8 protein-coding genes are annotated in these 15,786 nt (G+C 74.4%); 5 read left to right on the top strand and 3 right to left on the bottom strand.

The window, feature by feature from the left end:
* Positions 1 to 18: 18 nt before the first annotated feature.
* The gene (fabD, locus tag ML5_RS22575; RefSeq protein WP_225319474.1) at positions 19 to 2,268 is read right to left on the bottom strand and encodes an ACP S-malonyltransferase; all 2,250 of its coding nucleotides are present in this window, start codon (positions 2,266 to 2,268) and stop codon (positions 19 to 21) included.
* A gap of 111 nt (positions 2,269 to 2,379) precedes the next feature.
* On the opposite strand from fabD, the gene ML5_RS22570 reads away from it, so the two are divergent.
* Both ML5_RS22570 and ML5_RS22565 read left to right on the top strand, forming a co-directional pair.
* On the top strand, positions 2,380 to 8,904 hold the full coding sequence (locus ML5_RS22570) for a non-ribosomal peptide synthetase (RefSeq protein WP_013476306.1): 6,525 nt from the start codon (positions 2,380 to 2,382) through the stop codon (positions 8,902 to 8,904).
* Positions 8,901 to 9,641 carry a thioesterase II family protein gene (locus ML5_RS22565; protein ID WP_013287032.1) on the top strand — a complete coding sequence of 247 codons (741 nt, stop codon included), beginning with the start codon at positions 8,901 to 8,903 and terminating at the stop codon, positions 9,639 to 9,641. The genes ML5_RS22570 and ML5_RS22565 overlap by 4 nt, the downstream gene beginning before the upstream one ends.
* An 86-nt stretch (positions 9,642 to 9,727) precedes the next feature.
* On the opposite strand, the gene bioA is transcribed toward ML5_RS22565, so the two are convergent.
* Positions 9,728 to 11,089: an adenosylmethionine--8-amino-7-oxononanoate transaminase gene (gene bioA / locus ML5_RS22560; RefSeq protein WP_013287033.1), complete on the bottom strand. Its 1,362-nt coding sequence runs from the start codon at positions 11,087 to 11,089 to the stop codon at positions 9,728 to 9,730.
* Positions 11,090 to 11,284: 195 nt separating this feature from the next.
* On the opposite strand from bioA, the gene ML5_RS22555 reads away from it, so the two are divergent.
* The 3 genes from ML5_RS22555 to ML5_RS22545 all read left to right on the top strand — a co-directional run bounded on the left by ML5_RS22555 (position 11,285) and on the right by ML5_RS22545 (position 14,388).
* Positions 11,285 to 12,523, top strand: coding sequence for a cytochrome P450 (locus ML5_RS22555; protein WP_013476305.1), 1,239 nt, complete (start codon positions 11,285 to 11,287; stop codon positions 12,521 to 12,523).
* A gap of 84 nt (positions 12,524 to 12,607) precedes the next feature.
* Complete coding sequence (locus ML5_RS22550) at positions 12,608 to 13,591, top strand: daunorubicin resistance protein DrrA family ABC transporter ATP-binding protein (protein ID WP_013476304.1); 984 nt, start codon at positions 12,608 to 12,610, stop codon at positions 13,589 to 13,591.
* Positions 13,588 to 14,388, top strand: coding sequence for an ABC transporter permease (locus ML5_RS22545; protein ID WP_013476303.1), 801 nt, complete (start codon positions 13,588 to 13,590; stop codon positions 14,386 to 14,388). Before ML5_RS22550 ends, ML5_RS22545 begins: the two co-directional genes overlap by 4 nt.
* Before the next feature lie 70 nt (positions 14,389 to 14,458).
* Here ML5_RS22545 and ML5_RS22540 read toward each other — a convergent pair whose 3' ends face one another.
* A complete protein-coding gene (locus ML5_RS22540; RefSeq protein WP_013476302.1) occupies positions 14,459 to 15,715 on the bottom strand; it encodes a hypothetical protein in 1,257 nt (418 codons plus the stop codon).
* Positions 15,716 to 15,786 lie beyond the last annotated feature (71 nt).

Genomic DNA, 15,786 nt, shown 5'->3' with positions numbered 1-15,786 from the left:
GGTGGGCGCCCGGACACGCTAGTCAGCATCGGACCAGCGGCTCTGCTCACTAATGGCCACCGGCGGACAGTGCCGGCGCAGGACGTCGGCCGCCCCGCGCATCAGCAGTTCGGCTATGACGTCGACGTGCCGCAGCCGCCAGTCGGCCAGTTCGGTGCCGCGCACGTACCTGTTGAAGGCGCCCATCGCCGGTCCGGTGTGGACCTGGAAGTTCGCCCGTTCGGTGGTGTCGCCGCGCAGCGCCACCTCCGTGGCGTGGGCGAAGTACCACTTGAACGCCAGTGCCATCCGCCGTCGCGGGCCGGCGCGCTCCACCTCCGCGGCCCGGCCGGTGTCCCGGTAGTGCCGCTCGGTCTCCCGCCACACCTGCGCGAACGGCCGGCGGAAGGTGGTCCGTTCCACGGCGTCGCGGATCGCGGCGGGCACCTCGTCCCAGGTGTCGTAGCGGTGGTAGAGCTGGAGCAGCTGGGTGGCCCGCGCCGCGAACATCGTGCCGCGGCGCAGCACCTGCACGCGGGAGCCGAACTCGAACGTGTCACCGGCCGGCGCGTACGCCGTGTCCTGGATCCCGGCGCCTGCCAGCAGGTCCTTGACCTCGGGTGACGTCCCGGCCTCGGGCGTGGCCTGGTTGATCGACCCGGTGACCACGAAGTCGGCGCCGAGCACGAACGCCGCGGCGACCGCCTCCGGGGTGCCCAGGCCGCCCGCGGCGCCGACCCGGATCCGTTCGTGGTAGCGGTGCCGGAGCATCTCCGCGTCGCGCAGCAGGGCGAGGTCCGGCACGAGGCTGAACGGGGACCGCGCGTCGGTGTGCCCGGCCGAGTCGGCCTCGGCGCACAGGTCGCCGCTCACCGGCAGCCGCGCCGCCGCGGCTGCCTCCCCGGCGGACAGCGCGCCCTCGGCCACGAGAGCGGCGAGCATCGCCGGCGGCGGCGGGGCCAGGAACGCGGCCGCGACCTCGGGCCGGGACACCTTCGCCACGACGTGCCGGACGGCGACCGGGGTGCCGTCGGCGCTCAGGTGCGCGCCGGCGAAGCGGAACCGCACCAGGGCCGCGGTGACCCCTGTGTACCCGGCCGCCTCGACGTAGCGGACGTCGTGCCGGACGTACAGCTCCGCCAGCGCCGACTCCAGCGCCGGGTTGTCCGGCATCGCCAGCAGGTTCATGCCGAAGCGGCCCGGACCGGGATCCGCCGTGAGCGAGCGCAGGACCGCCTCGACCTCGTCGCGGTCGAAGCCGCCCGCGCCGAAGAAGCCGAGCAGGCCCGCCTTGCCCAGGCGGGCGACCATCGCCACCGAGCTGATCCCGCGGTACATCGAGCCGGCGAGGTAGGACCACGTGACGCCGTAGTCGGCGCGGAACCGCTGACAGCCGAGCGCAGCCGGTCCCGGATCGCCGCCGTCCGGCACGGCCGGCGCCGCCGCGAGCACCGGACGGAACAGGTCCGTCAGCACACGGCCCGGACCCAGCTCGCGCACCGTGCGCACGCCGCGGCCGACCAGATACGCCATGGTCTCGCGCCACCGCACCGGGCGACGCAGCTGCACGGCGAGCAGGTCGGGCAGCAGCAGCGGGTCGTGCGGCCGGGCGGTCACGTTGGAGATCACCGGCACCCGCGGCGGCGCGAAGCGGACCTGCGACAGCACATCGGCGAACTCGCCCGCCGCGGCGCGCATGTACCGCGAGTGGAACGCGGCGGCCACCGGAAGCGGGACGCATCGGCCCAGACCGGCGCCGGTGACCGCCCGCGCCGCCGCCGACAGCGACTCGCGCGGGCCGGAGAGCGTCACCTGGCCGTCGGCGTTGTCGTTGGCCACGTCCACGTCGTCGACACCGGCGTCGGCGAGTACCCCGGGCAGCCGGTCCAGCCGTTCACCGAGGACGGCGAGCATGCCGCCGCCGGCCGCCCGGGCCATGATCTCGCCGCGGCGGCACACCAGGCGCAGCGCCTCCTCGAAGTCCAGGCAGCCGGCCGCGAACAGCGCCGCGTACTCGCCGAGGCTGTGCCCGGCGAGGTAGTCCGGCGGCGGCTCCTCGTCGCGTGCCGCCAGGTAGGCCAGCGCGCCGACGACGAACAGCGCCGGCTGGGCGTACCGGGTGTCGCCGAGCAGGTCGTCGTCCCGGCACAGCCGGGTCACCGGTACGCCGATGATCCGGTCGGCGGCGGCGCACTCGTCCGGGAAGCGGTCGAACAGGTCACCGCCCATGCCCCGGCGCTGCGCGCCCTGCCCCGGGAACACCCAGGCGGACTTCGGTCGTAAGGACACGACTTGGACTGTCCGGCCCGCCGGACGGACGTGCTGCCCAGAGTTGAGCAGCACGTCCGGTCCGGCGCCGCTTAGGTTGCGGCGAACGCCGGCCTTCGGAGCGGGGAGCGCATGAACGAGCAGACCGCCATCCCGGACCGCGTGGAGATCGTCCTGGACGTCCTGTCGGGCGTGCTGCCGGCCGGGGTCACAGCGGACGCCGACACGGCCCTGGGCGACCTGGGACTCGGTTCCCTCGCCGCCGCGCGGCTGCTGCTGGAGGTCGGCGCCGCGTTCGGCACCGAGCTGCCGACCGACGCGCTGCGCCGCTGCGCCACCGCCCGGGAGCTGGCCGAGCTGGCCGCCCACGCCGCGCCCGCCGGCGCGGGGCTGCGTCCCGACGTACGCCCCGAGCCCGGGCGGCGGCACGAACCGTTCCCGCTCACCCCGCTCCAGGAGGGGTACCTGCTGGCCAAGGCGACCGGTCTGCCCGGCTGCCACCTCTACCGCGAGTACGACCTCCCCGACCTGGACGTGGACCGCCTGCGTACGGCGTGGGGGCGGCTCGTCGGGCACCACGAGGCGCTGCGGCTCGTGCTGACCCCCGACGGGCGCCAGCGGGTGGCCGAGCGGCCGCCGGACTGGACCATGCCGGTCGGCGACGACGCCGAGGACGTACGCCGGCGCCTCTCCCACCACTCCTACGGCCCGGCCGACGAGCCGTTGTGGACGGTCGAGGTGTCCCGGGCCCCGGACGGCGGCGGCGTGCTGCACCTCAGCGTCGACGCGGCGATCGTCGACGGCGCCGGGCTGGAGCTGCTCGTCGGGCAGCTCCGGGCGCTCCACGACGACCCCGGGCGCGAGCTGCCCGCCCCCGGCGCCGGCCTGCGGGATCTCGGCGTGGCCCTCGCCGCCCACCGCGACGGCGACGGGTACCGCGCCGGCCTGGAGTACTGGGCCGACGCGCTGCGCGACCTGCCGCCCGGACCCGCCCTGCCCACCTCCGGCGTGGAGCCCGGCCCGGTGCGGGTGCCGTACACGGCGGCGCTGACGCGACGCGAGTGGGCCGCGGTGACCGCGTACGCGGGCGATCTCGGCGTCTCACCGACCGCTGTGGTGCTCACCGCCTTCACCGAGGCACTGCGGCGGGCCGGCGCCGACGCGGCGTTCTCGCTCGTGCTGACCACGAACAGCCGGCTCTGGCTGCCCGCCGAGGCGGCGGGTGTGCCCGGGCCGTTCACCTCGACCACCGTGTTCGTCGCCGAGGCGACGACCGGGCGGCCGTTCGCCGAGGCCGCCCGGGCGGTCCACGACCGGCTGCGCCGCGACCTCGAGCACGCCGACGTGCCCGGTGTGGCCGCGCTCCGTGAGCTGCGGTCCCGCCGGCTGCCGGTCCCGGCGCAGCTGCCGGTGGTGTTCACCAGCCTGCTCGACGTGGGCGGGACCGGCGCCGACGGCCGGTACGCGGTCAGCCAGACCACTGGCGTCACGCTCGACGCGCAGATCGGCGAGCGCGACGGCGAACTGCGCGTGCGGTGGGACGTCGCGGAGGACGCCTTCGGCCCGGGCGTGGTCGCCGCGACCTTCGCCTGGTTCGTCAACACGCTGCGCTGGCTGCGGCCCGTCCCCGACGACGCCGGCCGGCCCCTGAACGACCTCCAGCAGGCGTACTTCGTGGCCCGGACCACGGGCGGCACCGGCCCGTGGAGCGGCTGCCAGGTGGTGCACGCCTTCGCCGTCGACCGGCTCGACCTGCCCCGGCTGGAGGCGGCCTGGCTGGGTCTGCTCGCCGCGCACGAGCCGCTGCGGACCGTCGTCACCCCGGACGGACGGCTCGTCACCTGCGACGACGTGCCGGACCGGTGGCACATCCCGGTGACCGTGCCGGACGCACCGGGCGGCGTGCCGTCGCCCGACGCGGTGCAGCGGGACATGGTGGGCCGGGCCTTCCCGCTCGGCCGGCTCCCCCAGGGTGAGCTGCGCGTCCAGGTGGACGAGGCAGGCGGCGCCACCGTGCACGTGGCGCTGGACCTGCTGGTGGCCGACGGCCGCAGCATCCACCTGCTGCTGCGCGAGCTGATGCGCCGCTACGCCGAGCCGGGCACGCCGGTGGCCGGGCCGCCCCGCGCACCGCAGGCGGCACCGGACCCGCACGCCCGCCGGTACTGGCAGGACCGCCTGGCCGACCTTCCGCCCGGCCCGCCGGTCGAGGCGCGCACCGGGCCACGGCGGCGGCGTACCGCCCGGGTGCCGGGCTGGACGCGGATCCGGCGGCTGGCCCGGGAACGCGGCCTCGCCCTCGACGCGCTGCTCATGGCCGCGCTCACCACAGCGATCGGCACCTGCCACCGCGACCGCTTCGCGGTGCCGCTGGTGCGCTGGACGTCCCGGTCCGAGCCGTTCCGGCCCGCCGAACTGACCGCGCTGAGCTGGCTGGCCGCCGGCGAACCGGGCGAGGGCCTGCTCGACCTCGCCGGGCGCTACGACCGGCAGATCACCGCCGACGCGGCGGCGGACGGCGCCTCCGGCCTGGCCGAGCTGCGGCGGCTGGTGCTGCGGCGGATGCGCGACGGCGGCGCCGGGTACCCGGTCGTGTGCACCGGGCTGCTCGAACTCGGCGACGTGCCGCTGCCGGACGGCGTGACAGCCGGCCCGTGGCTGACGTGCACGCCCGACGTGGCGCTGGACTGCATCGCGATCGACGAGGGCGACGACACGCTGCGGCTGTTCTGGGACGCCACCGAGGGTGCGATCGGCGACGACGACCTGGACCGGATCTTCGACGCGTACCGGTCGGCGCTGGCCGAACTGGCCGACCTCAGCGACGTCGTGTACGGGTGGAACGACACCGCCGTCGAGTTCCCGCACGCCGGGCCGGTGCACCTGCTGTTCGAGGCCCAGGCCCGGACCCGGCCCGAGGCGGTGGCCGTACGCGGGCGCGACGGGACCACGTCCTTCGGTGAGCTGAACGCGGTGGCGAACCGGATCGCGGTCCGGCTGCGCGCCGCGGGCGTCGGCGCCGGGTCCGTGGTCGGGATCAGCGTCGCCCGGGGGCCGCTCATGGTCGCCGCCGTGTACGGCGTGCTCAAGGCCGGTGGCGCCTACCTGCCGGTGGAGCCGTCGCTGCCGCCGGCGCGCGCCGCGCTGATGCTCGCCGACGCGGGCGCGGTCGCGCTCGTCACGACGAGCGACCTGGACCTGCCGGCGCCGGGACGGCCGGACGGGGTCGCCGTGGTCCACGCCGACCGGGTGGGTTCCGCAGCGGTGCCGGATCCGGAGCCGTGCACCGGCGAGGACGACCTCGCGTACGTCATCTTCACCTCGGGCAGCACCGGCCGGCCCAAGGGGGTCGCGGTCACCCACCGGGCCGTGCACAACCTCCTGCACTGGGCGCGCCGGACGTTCCGCTTCGGACCGGAGGACACCGGGCTGTGTGTGACGTCGCTCGGCTTCGACCTGTCCGTGTTCGACATCCTCGGGCTGCTCGGCTACGGCGCCTCGATCTACGTGGCCGACTCCGAGCAGCAGAAGGACCCGGCGCTGCTGCTGGACGTCCTGCTGCGGGAGCCGGTCACGTTCTGGAACTCCGCGCCGACCACCCTGGCGCACGTCGTACCGCTGACCGCCGCGCACCGCGGCCGGCCCGGCACGACCGACCTGCGGCTGGTGTTCCTCAGCGGTGACCACACGCCGCTGTCCCTGCCCGACGAGCTGCGGGCCTGTTTCACCGCCGCCGAGATCGTCAACCTCGGCGGGGCGACCGAGGCCACCGTGTGGTCGAACTGGTACCGCGTCGGGACCGTCGAGCCCGGGTGGCGCAGCATCCCCTACGGCCGGCCGATCGACAACGCCCGCTACTACGTCCTGGACGACGACCGGCGCCCGTGCCGGCCCGGCGTCGAGGGCGACCTCTACATCGCCGGGGAGGTGCTCAGCGCCGGTTACCACAACCGGCCGGACCTCACCGAGGACCGGTTCGTGCCGTGCCCGTTCGGGCCGCCCGGCGACCGGATGTACCGCACCGGCGACCGGGCGGCGTTCCTGCCGGACGGCAACCTGACCTTCCTGGGCCGGGCCGACCACCAGGTGAAGATCCGCGGGTTCCGGGTCGAACTCGGCGAGATCGAGCACCGGCTGCGCGGCCATCCGGGCGTCAAGGACGCGGTGGTGGTGGCCCGTGAGGAGGGCGGCGAACGCAAGCTGGTGGCGTACCTGCTGTCCTCCGGTGGCGCCGCACCGGCCGTCCGCGACCTGCGGGCCTTCGCCGCCGAGACGCTGCCCGACTACATGGTGCCGAGCCATCTGGCCGTGCTGGAGCAGTTCCCCGCCACCGACAACGGCAAGCTGGACCGCGCCCGGCTGCCGTGGCCGCTGCCGCCGGTCACGTCGCCGGTCGGGCCGCCGGACCCGCCGGGACCGGCGGACGCTCCGCACGAGCCCGGTGTCCGTCAGGTGCTCACGGAACTGTTCGGCGAACTGCTCGGCGAGACCGTCGACCCCGCGGCCGACCTGTGGGACCAGGGCGCCACGTCGTTCACCATGGTCCAGGTCTCGGCCCGGCTGCACGAGCGTCTCGGCACGCGGGTGCCGGTGGCGGCGCTGCTGGAGAACCCGACGATCGACGGCATCGCCGCGCACCTGTCGCCCGGCACGCCCGCGCCCGTACCCGCGGACCCGTCCCCGGCCGTCGCGCCGCCTCCGCGGACGGTCGACGTGCTCTCCCCCACCGAACGGTCCGCCTTCGCCGCGGCCCGACTCGACCTGCGCGACGACGGCGAGGCCGTGCCGCTGCCCGGGGAACGCCCCGCGCCACGGCGGTACCGGCGGCGGGCCTCGCGCCGCGACTTCCTCGACCGGCCCGTGCCGCTGTCCACTGTGGCGGACCTGCTGAGCCTGCTGCGTCCACTGTCCGACGGCGACCGGACGCGGCGGCTGTACCCGTCGGCCGGCGACACCTACGGCGTGCAGGTCTACGTCCACGTGCCCGGCGACCGGGTCACCGGGCTGCCGGCCGGCGTCTACTACCACCACCCCGACGAACACACGCTGCGCCGCATCGGCGACGGATCAGCCCTGGACCGCACCGCGCACTTCGTCTACAACCGGCCGGTGTACGACCGGGCGGCGTTCCAGCTCCTCCTCGTCGGGCAGGCGCGGGCGATCCGCCCGCTCTACGGCGACGACGCCGACCGGTACCTCGCGCTGGAGGCCGGCTACCTCGGCCAGGTGCTGATGGGCGCCCAGGCCGACCACGGGCTGGGGCTGTGCCCGGTCGGCGCGGTCGCCGAGGCACCGGTCCGCGCCGCGTTGCGGCTGGACGACGGCCACGTGTTCCAGCAGGCGTTCCTGTGCGGTCCGGTGACGCGCGACGACGAGGCCGAGACGCCCGGCACCCCCGCCGCCGGTCCGCCGTCCGTCGCCGGGCCGCGCGAGATCGCCGTGGTCGGGGTGGCCGGCCGCTACCCCGGCGCGGACGACGTCGGTACGCTCTGGCGCAACCTCGACGCCGGCCACTGCGCGATCACGCCGCCCCCGCCCGGGCGGGGATCCGGACCGGCCGGCGGCTACCTGTCCGGCCTGGAGACGTTCGACAGCATGGCCTTCGGGATCGCGCCGGCCGAGGCCGCCGTCCTCGACCCGCAGGTACGCGTACTGCTCGAAGTGGTGTGGGCGTGCCTGGAGGACGCCGGCCACACCCCGGCGTCCCTCGGCCGGGTCGGTGTCTTCGTCGGTGTGATGTGGCACGACCACCGCCTCGCCGGCACCGACCGGTGGCGCGACGGCGACCCGGCCCGGATCTCCGGCACCGGCTCCGAGATCGCCAACCGGATCTCCCACACCTTCGACTTCCGCGGCCCGAGTGTCGCCGTGGACACCTCCTGTTCCTCGGCGCTCACCGCCCTGCGCCAGGCGGCCGAGAGCCTCGACCGGGGCGACTGCGACGCGGCTGTGGTCGGCGCGGTCAACCTGCTGGCGCACCCGTACCACGTGGCGGTGCTGCGCGGGCTGGGCCTGGTCGCCGAGACGCCGCACCCGGCACTGGACGCCGCCGCCGCCGGCTGGTCGCCCGGCGAGGGCGCCGGCGCCCTGCTGCTGCGCCGGCTCGGCGACGCGCGCCGGGACCGCGACCGCGTCGACGCCGTGGTGGAGAGCACCTGGGTGGGGCACAGCGGCGCGACGAGCCGCTTCGGCACGCCCGACGCGGCCACCCTCGCCGGGTCGCTCGCCGAGGCGGTGAGCCGGGCCGGGCTCACCGCCGCCGACATCGGATACGTCGAGTGCGCGGCCTCCGGCGCCGCCCTGTCCGACGCCGCCGAGATCGAGGCCGTGGGCCGGTTCCTGGCCGCCGCCGCGCCCGGTCCCGAGGGGGTACGCGTGCCGATCGGCACCCTCAAGCCGAACCTGGGCCACGCGGAGGCCGCATCCGGGCTCGCGCAGTTGACCAAGGTGCTCCTCCAGCTGCGGCACCGCCGGCTCGTACCGACCCTGCTGGCGGAGACGCCCCACCCGCTCGTCGACCTCGACGCGCTGCCGGTGCGGTTCGTGCGCCGGCCCGAGCCGTGGACCGGCGTCCCGCTGCGCGCGCTCGTCACCGCGGTCGGCGCCACCGGCACTGTGGGGCACGTGGTGCTGCGGTCCGACGAGGAGGAACGATGAGCAACCAGTGGATCAAGGGCCCGGCCGACCGGGACGCTCCGATGCTGCTGTACTGCGTCCCGCACGCCGGGGGCGGCGGCTCGTTCTTCCGGCCGTGGCGCGCCGCGCTGGAGCCGTACCTGGGCGTCTGCCCGGTCGTGCTGCCCGGCCGGGAGTCCCGCCTGCGGGAGCCGCCGTACACCAGCATCGACCACCTCGTGCCCCCGCTGGCCGCCGCGATCAGCGCGCACGCGGACCGCCCGTACGCGTTGTTCGGCCACAGCATGGGCGCGGTGGTCGCCTACGAGACCGCCCGGCGGCTGTCCGCCGGTCCGGGCGGCGGCCCGGCACGGCTGTTCGTCTCCGGCCGGCGCGCGCCGCACCTGCCCGCCCGCCGGCCGGACCGGCACACGCTCGGCGCGGACGAGTTCCTGCCCGCGGTCGCGGCGCTCGGTGGCACGCCGGACGAGGTGCTGCGCCGGCACGACCTGATGGCGTTGTTCCTGCCGGGGCTGCGCGCCGACTTCGCGGTCAACGAGACGTACCGGCAGTTGCCCGGCCCGCCGCTGCGCTGTCCCGTGTCGGCGTTCACCGGGGACGCCGACCCGGAGGTCGACGTGGTGGAGATGCGTTCCTGGGCCGACGTCACGTCGGCCGGCTTCAGCCTGCGCGTGTTCAGCGGCGGGCACTTCTACCTGGCCGGCCCGCCCGCCGAGCTGGCCGAGGCGCTGCTGGCCGATCTCGCCGTGCGGTCCTGAGGCGGTCCGGAGGCGGTCCTGAGGGCGGTCCGGAGACGACGGAACGGGACGGGCCTCTCGCCCGTCCCGTTCCCGTTTCTCCGCGCTCAGGCCGGCAGTGAGGCCACGACCTCCTGCGTCGCCTGGAGCAGGATCCGCGCCATCGTGCGCAGTTCCTCCTCGGTCATCACCAGCGGCGGCACGATCACGATGGTGTCGCTCGGCGCCGAGTGGATGATCATGCCGAGTTCCCGGCACCGCTCGGTGATGCGCGTCGCGACGCCCAGCTCCATCGGGAACGGCTCGCGCGTCTCCACGTCGGCCACCAGCTCGACGGCGGCCAGCAGGCCGCACTGCCGGACGTCGCCGACGTGCGCCACGCTGCGGAACTTGTCCAGTTCCTCGGCCAGGACCACGGCCTGCGCCTGGCCGTGCCGGATCAGGTCGTCCTTCTCGAACAGGTCCAGGCTCGCCAGCGCCACGGCGACGGCGAGCGGGTTGCCGGAGAACGTGTGCCCGGACAGCAGCATCTTGCCGTCACCGCGGAACGCGTCGAACACCTCCGCCGACGCCATCGTCGCCGTCAACGGCATGTACCCACCGGTCAGGCCCTTGCCGACGCAGAGGATGTCGGGCGACACGCCGTCGGCCTGGCAGGCGAACATCGGGCCGGTACGGCCGAAGCCCACACCCAGCTCGTCGGCGATGAGCAGGACGCCGTAGCGGCGGGCGATCTCGGCGACCCGGGCCAGGTGACCGTCGCGCGCCACGATCATGCCGCTGACGTTCTGCACGCGCGGCTCCACGAGCACGGCGGCGACCTCGTCGCCCTCGCGCTCCAGCACCTCCTCCAGCGTATCCGCGCAGGCCAGGTTGCAGTTGTTGTTGCACAACCCGCAGCGGTACGCGTACGGCTGGGCGAACGAGCTGGTCTCGCGCAGCAGCGGCTGGTAGAAGTTCTTCAGGATCGTCATCTGGCCCACCGACAGCGCGCCGATGGTGTCGCCGTGGAAGGCCCCGCCCATGGACACGAACTTGTTGCGCTGCGGCGATCCCTTGAAGACCCAGTAGGAGTACGCCATCTTCATCGCCGTCTCCACGGCGCTGGAGCCGGACTCCAGGAACAGCACCTTGTCGATGCCCTCCGGGGCGAGCCGGACCAGCCGGTCGGCGAGTTCCGCGGCGCCCGGGTGGGTCATCCCGTAGAGCGTGGTGTGCGCGATCTTCGCCGCCTGCGCGGCCAGCGCCTCGTTCAGTTCCCGACGTTGGTGGCCGTGGATGTTCACGCCCAGCGAGGAGCCCGCGTCGAGATAGCGGTTGCCGTCGCTGTCGACCAGGTAGACACCCTCGCCGTGGGTGATCACCAGGGGCTTGGCGTTGAGGTAGGCGTCGGTGGGGGTGTACGGGTGCCACACGCGCTGCTGGTCCAGCGTGCGCAGGCGTTCGGTCTCCGTGGTTTCGAGGTCCATGCGTCGGCGCTCCGTCATCGAAGGGAACCAGGACAACAGCACGCAGTCCACCGGAAGAGGGCCGGTGACGTCTGCGCAGTAGTGCGCAGGGTGGCCGGTGCTCAACTCTGAGCAGAGGTGTCGCCAAGGCCCGGAAATGCTCATCCGGAGCCGGCGCCGACCGGTGCGGCCGAACGCTGGAGAGGGGACGCCGACGTGACGACCTCCGAACAACCGGACCTGATGTCGCCCGCCGCACGGGAGACGGCCTACGACACCTACGCCGCCCTCCGCGACGCCAACCCGGTCTCCCGGGTCCGGATGCCCACCGGCCAGGACGTCTGGCTGGTCACCGGCTACGACGAGTGCACCAGCTTCCTCACCGACTACCACCGGTTCAAGACCAGCCCGACAGTGATGCCCGAGGGCATGGAGGCGCCGGCGCTGCCCGAGGCGGTGGTACGGCTGCTCGGCGGCAGCATGGGCAGCGTCGACCCGCCCGAGCACACCCGCCAGCGCCGGCTGGTGCAGCAGGCGTTCACGCCGCAGTACGTCGAACGGCTGCGCCCCGGCGTCCAGCAGATCACCGACCAGCTCGTCGACGGGCTGCTCGAACGCGAGGGGCGGACCTTCGACCTGGTCGAGGACTTCGCGGTGCCGCTGCCGCTCACCGTCATGTCCGACATGCTGGGCATCCCCCGCGCCGACCGGGACCGGTTCCGGCTCTGGTCCGAGCTGCTGCTGTCGCTGGACCCGACCTCCGCGCAGTCCGCGCCGCAGGGCATGGACCCGGCCCAGGTGATGGCGGAGATCGAGGAGTTCGTGCGCTACCTGGACGCGCTGATCCAGCGCAAGCGCGCCGAGCCCGGCGACGACCTGATCTCCGGGATGGCCCTGGCCGAGGCCGACGGCGAGCGGATGAGCGACGACGAGTTGCTGAAGATGGTGGCGCTGCTCGTGGTCGGCGGCCTCGGCACCACGCAGCACCTGATCGGCAACATGGTCCTGGCGCTGTTCCGCAACCCCGACCAGTTGCGGCTGCTGCGCGACAAGCCCGAGCTGGCGCCGGGCGCCGTCGAGGAGATGCTGCGCTACCACGGCCCGATCGAGATCAGCTTCCCGCGGTTCGCCGCCGAGGACACCGAGATCGGCGGCGTGCCGATCAGCCGCGGCGAGATGGTGATCGGCGTCCTCGCGGCCGCCGACCGCGATCCGGGCCGCTACTCGGAGCCGGACCGGCTCGACATCGAGCGGACCGCGAACCGGCACCTCGCCTTCGGCCGGGGCGCCCACATGTGCCTGGGCGCGCCGCTGGCCCGCGTCGAGGGGCAGGTCGCCATCACCACGCTGCTCGCCCGGATGCCCGACCTGCGCCCGGCGGAGCGCCTCGACGAGACGCCCTGGCGGCCCGGGCTCACGCTGCGCGGGCTGACCGCGCTCACGGTCGAGTTCTGACCGGGCCGGCGCGACCGGCTCCCACTGCGGTTCGGCCGGCCGGCCGGTGAGCATCCCGACCGAACCGCAGAGGGAGGAGACGACGTGGCGAACGCCATCGTCGCTGACGGGCTACGCAGACAGTTCGACAAGGTGACCGCGCTGGACGGCCTGGACCTGGTGGTGCCGGAGGGCACCATCACCGGGATCCTCGGGCCGAACGGCGCGGGCAAGAGCACCGCCGTCCGGCTGCTCACCACACTGCTCGCCCCGACCGGCGGCCGGGCCGAGGTGGCCGGGTTCGACGTGGTCACCCAGGCCGCCGAGGTACGCCGGGTGATCAGCCTGTCCGGGCAGCACGCCGCCGTCGACGAGAACCTCTCCGGGTTCGAGAACCTGGAGATGCTGGGCCGGCTGCTGCACCTGGGCTCCCGGCAGAGCCGGCAGCGTGCCGACGAGCTGCTGCAACGCTTCGACCTCGTGGACGCCGCGGGCCGCCGGGCGAAGGAGTACTCCGGCGGCATGCGGCGGCGCCTCGACCTGGCCGCCGCGCTGATCCGTACGCCGCGGGTGCTGTTCCTGGACGAGCCGACCACCGGCCTGGACACCCGGAGCCGGACGGCGCTGTGGGACACCATCGGTGAGCTGGTCTCCGGCGGCATGACGCTGCTGCTGACCACCCAGTACCTCGAGGAGGCCGACCGGCTGGCCGACCAGATCGTGGTGATCGACCACGGCCGGGTGGTCGCCGGCGGCACGCCGGACGAGCTGAAGCGGCGGGTCTCCGGCACCAGCCTGGAGATCACGGTCGGGCCGGACGCCGACCTGACCGCCGCACAGGCGGTGCTCACCTCGCTCGGCACCGGACCGGCCAGCGTGGACGAGGCCGCCGGCCGGATCTCCGTGCCGGCCGGCGACGGCGTGGACACGCTCCTGGCCGGCGCGCGGCTGCTGCGCCAGGCCGGCATCCCGGTCCGGGACGCCGCGCTGCGCACGGCGACGCTGGACGACGTCTTCCTCGCCCTCACCGGCCCCGGCCGGCGGACCGGCGACGAGCCCGCCAAGGAGACCGTGGAGGAGAAGCAGTGAACGCCGTCGTACTGGCCTTCGGTGAGGGCGTCGTCGTCGCGAAGCGCAACCTGCGGATGATCCTGCGCGTACCGGAGATGCTGCTCAACGCGGCCATCGCGCCGGCGATGATGACGTTGCTGTTCGGCTTCATCGTCGGCGGCGCGATCGACGCGCAGGGGGTGCCGTACCGCGAGTACCTGCTCGGCGGCATCTTCGTGCAGGCGGTCCTCTTCGGCGCCGTCAACACCGGCACCGCGATCGCCGCCGACCTGCGCAACGGCATCGTCGACCGGCTGATGTCGATGCCCATCTCCCGGTCCGCGGTGCTCGTCGGCCGCACCACGAGCGACCTGGTGAACAGCGGAGTGGTCATCACCGTCACCGCGCTGCTCGGCCTGGTCGTCGGGTGGCGCAGCCGCACGTCGGTGCCCGAGGCGGCGCTGGGGTTCCTGATCCTGCTGGCGTTCGCGTACGCGCTGTCGTGGCTGATGGCCGTGGTGGGGCTGGCGTCCCGGGCGCCGGAGGCGGTCAGCAGCACCGGCTTCACCATCGCCATCCCGCTGGGCTTCCTCTCCAACGCCTACGTGCCGATCGACTCCATGCCGGGCGTCCTGCAACCGGTCGCCGAGTGGAACCCGGTCTCGGCGATCGTCCAGGCGGTCCGGGTCCAGTTCGGCAACGTCGACCCGTCCACCGCGCCGGACGTCTGGCCACTGCAGCACCCGGTCGCCGCCTCCGCGCTGTGGATCGGTGCTCTGCTGGCCCTGTCGATCCCCCTGGCGATCGCCCAGTTCCGCAGGTCCGCCGGGCGCTGAGACGCCCGCTTCCCGCCGGACGACGACTCCGCCCCGTGCCATCGGGCGGAGTCGTCGTCCGTGGGAGGGCCTACTCCACCAGGACGCGGTCCGGCGCGCGGCGGCGCAGCCGGCTGGAGCGTCGCAGCGACCGCAGCCACATCAGGGTGCCGCCGCCGTCGAGCAGGAACGACAGCATCGCCAGCGCGAGCACGTCGGCCCAGGTGAACTGGCCGGTCATCTCGTCGCCGCGGAAGAAGGCGACGACCCGGACCAGGTAGAACCACAGCAGCGGGATGGTCGCGGTGAACAGGACGGCCAGGGCCACGACGCGGCCCAGGACCCAGACGACCGCGTAGATCCGGATGGTGCGCATCTCGCCGCGCCCGACCCCGGACTGGTCGATGAGCCGGCGGCGCAGCACCCGCCGGACGAGGTTGCGCAGGTAGGCGCCGGTGTCGGCCATCAGGCTCCGGGTGTCCAGCGCGGTCGTGATCAGGTAGTAGAAGTCGGTACGCAGGAACAGGAACGTCTGCCAGAGCAGCCGGATGAACGACGTGAACAGCACGCCGGCCACCACCAGCCGCACCGGCTCCGGCAGCCCGAGGACGCCGACGTCGTTCAGCCACAGCGTGATGAACAGCAGCGCCGCGCCGATCACGTCGACGAGCGGCCCGACCAGCACCGCGACGAAGCGCTCCCGCTTGGACGCCATCCACATGCCGGACAGGTCGGTCTGCGCGACGATGGCGTACATCTGGTTGCCGACAGTCATGCGGGCCGACGTGCCGGCGGCGCGCGCCCCCACGACGTGGGCCAGCTCGTGCAGCCACACGCCGATCACCGCGATGCCCAGGACGACCAGCAGGTAGGCCCAGAAGTGGGAGTGGAACATGAGGCTGGACGGCCCGGGCACCAGCCCGGGCCGGTCGACGGCCATCGCGACCGCGACTCCGACGACCACTCCGCAGACGGCGAGCACGGGCCGGCTCAGCAGGCGCCGCGCGGCCTGCGGGGACAGCCACTCCAGGTGTCCGGGGCGTGGCGGCCGGGCCGGTTCGGCGTCCGGTGGCGGGTCGTGCGCGCCGGCCGGGGCGAGGAACCCCTCGTCGGCCAGCGCCTGGAGGAACGCGTCGGCGTCCGGTGACGCCTCGTGCGTCGCCTCGAAGCGGCGGACGGCCTCACCGACTGTGGCGCCGTCGCGCAGCCACTCCAGCAGGTCGAGGCCCTCGGCCGGGATGGACAGGTAGACCTGACGACTGTCGTCACCGATCACGGCGAAGTCACCGTCTCTGCGGGCGGTGTACGGCCGGACCAGGACCGGTGCGTCGAGGGCGAACTCGGTCACTGTGGGACCTCTCCTCTGACGGTGCGGGACTGGGCGCAGGGGCGGGGGTCCGGCAGCCGGACCCCCGCCCC

Origin of the sequence: Micromonospora sp. L5, from assembly GCF_000177655.2 — a bacterium.
Lineage (GTDB): Bacteria > Actinomycetota > Actinomycetes > Mycobacteriales > Micromonosporaceae > Micromonospora > Micromonospora aurantiaca.
This window is presented reverse-complemented; position numbering and strand designations above follow the sequence as displayed.

What these genes read in the sequence shown, in the direction of transcription:
- ML5_RS22570 (WP_013476306.1), top strand. Translation starts at nt 2,380, where the DNA reads ATGAACGAGCAGACCGCCATCCCGGACCGCGTGGAGATCGTCCTGGAC.
- ML5_RS22565 (WP_013287032.1), top strand. Translation starts at nt 8,901, where the DNA reads ATGAGCAACCAGTGGATCAAGGGCCCGGCCGACCGGGACGCTCCGATG.
- bioA (WP_013287033.1), bottom strand. Translation starts at nt 11,089, where the DNA reads ATGGACCTCGAAACCACGGAGACCGAACGCCTGCGCACGCTGGACCAG.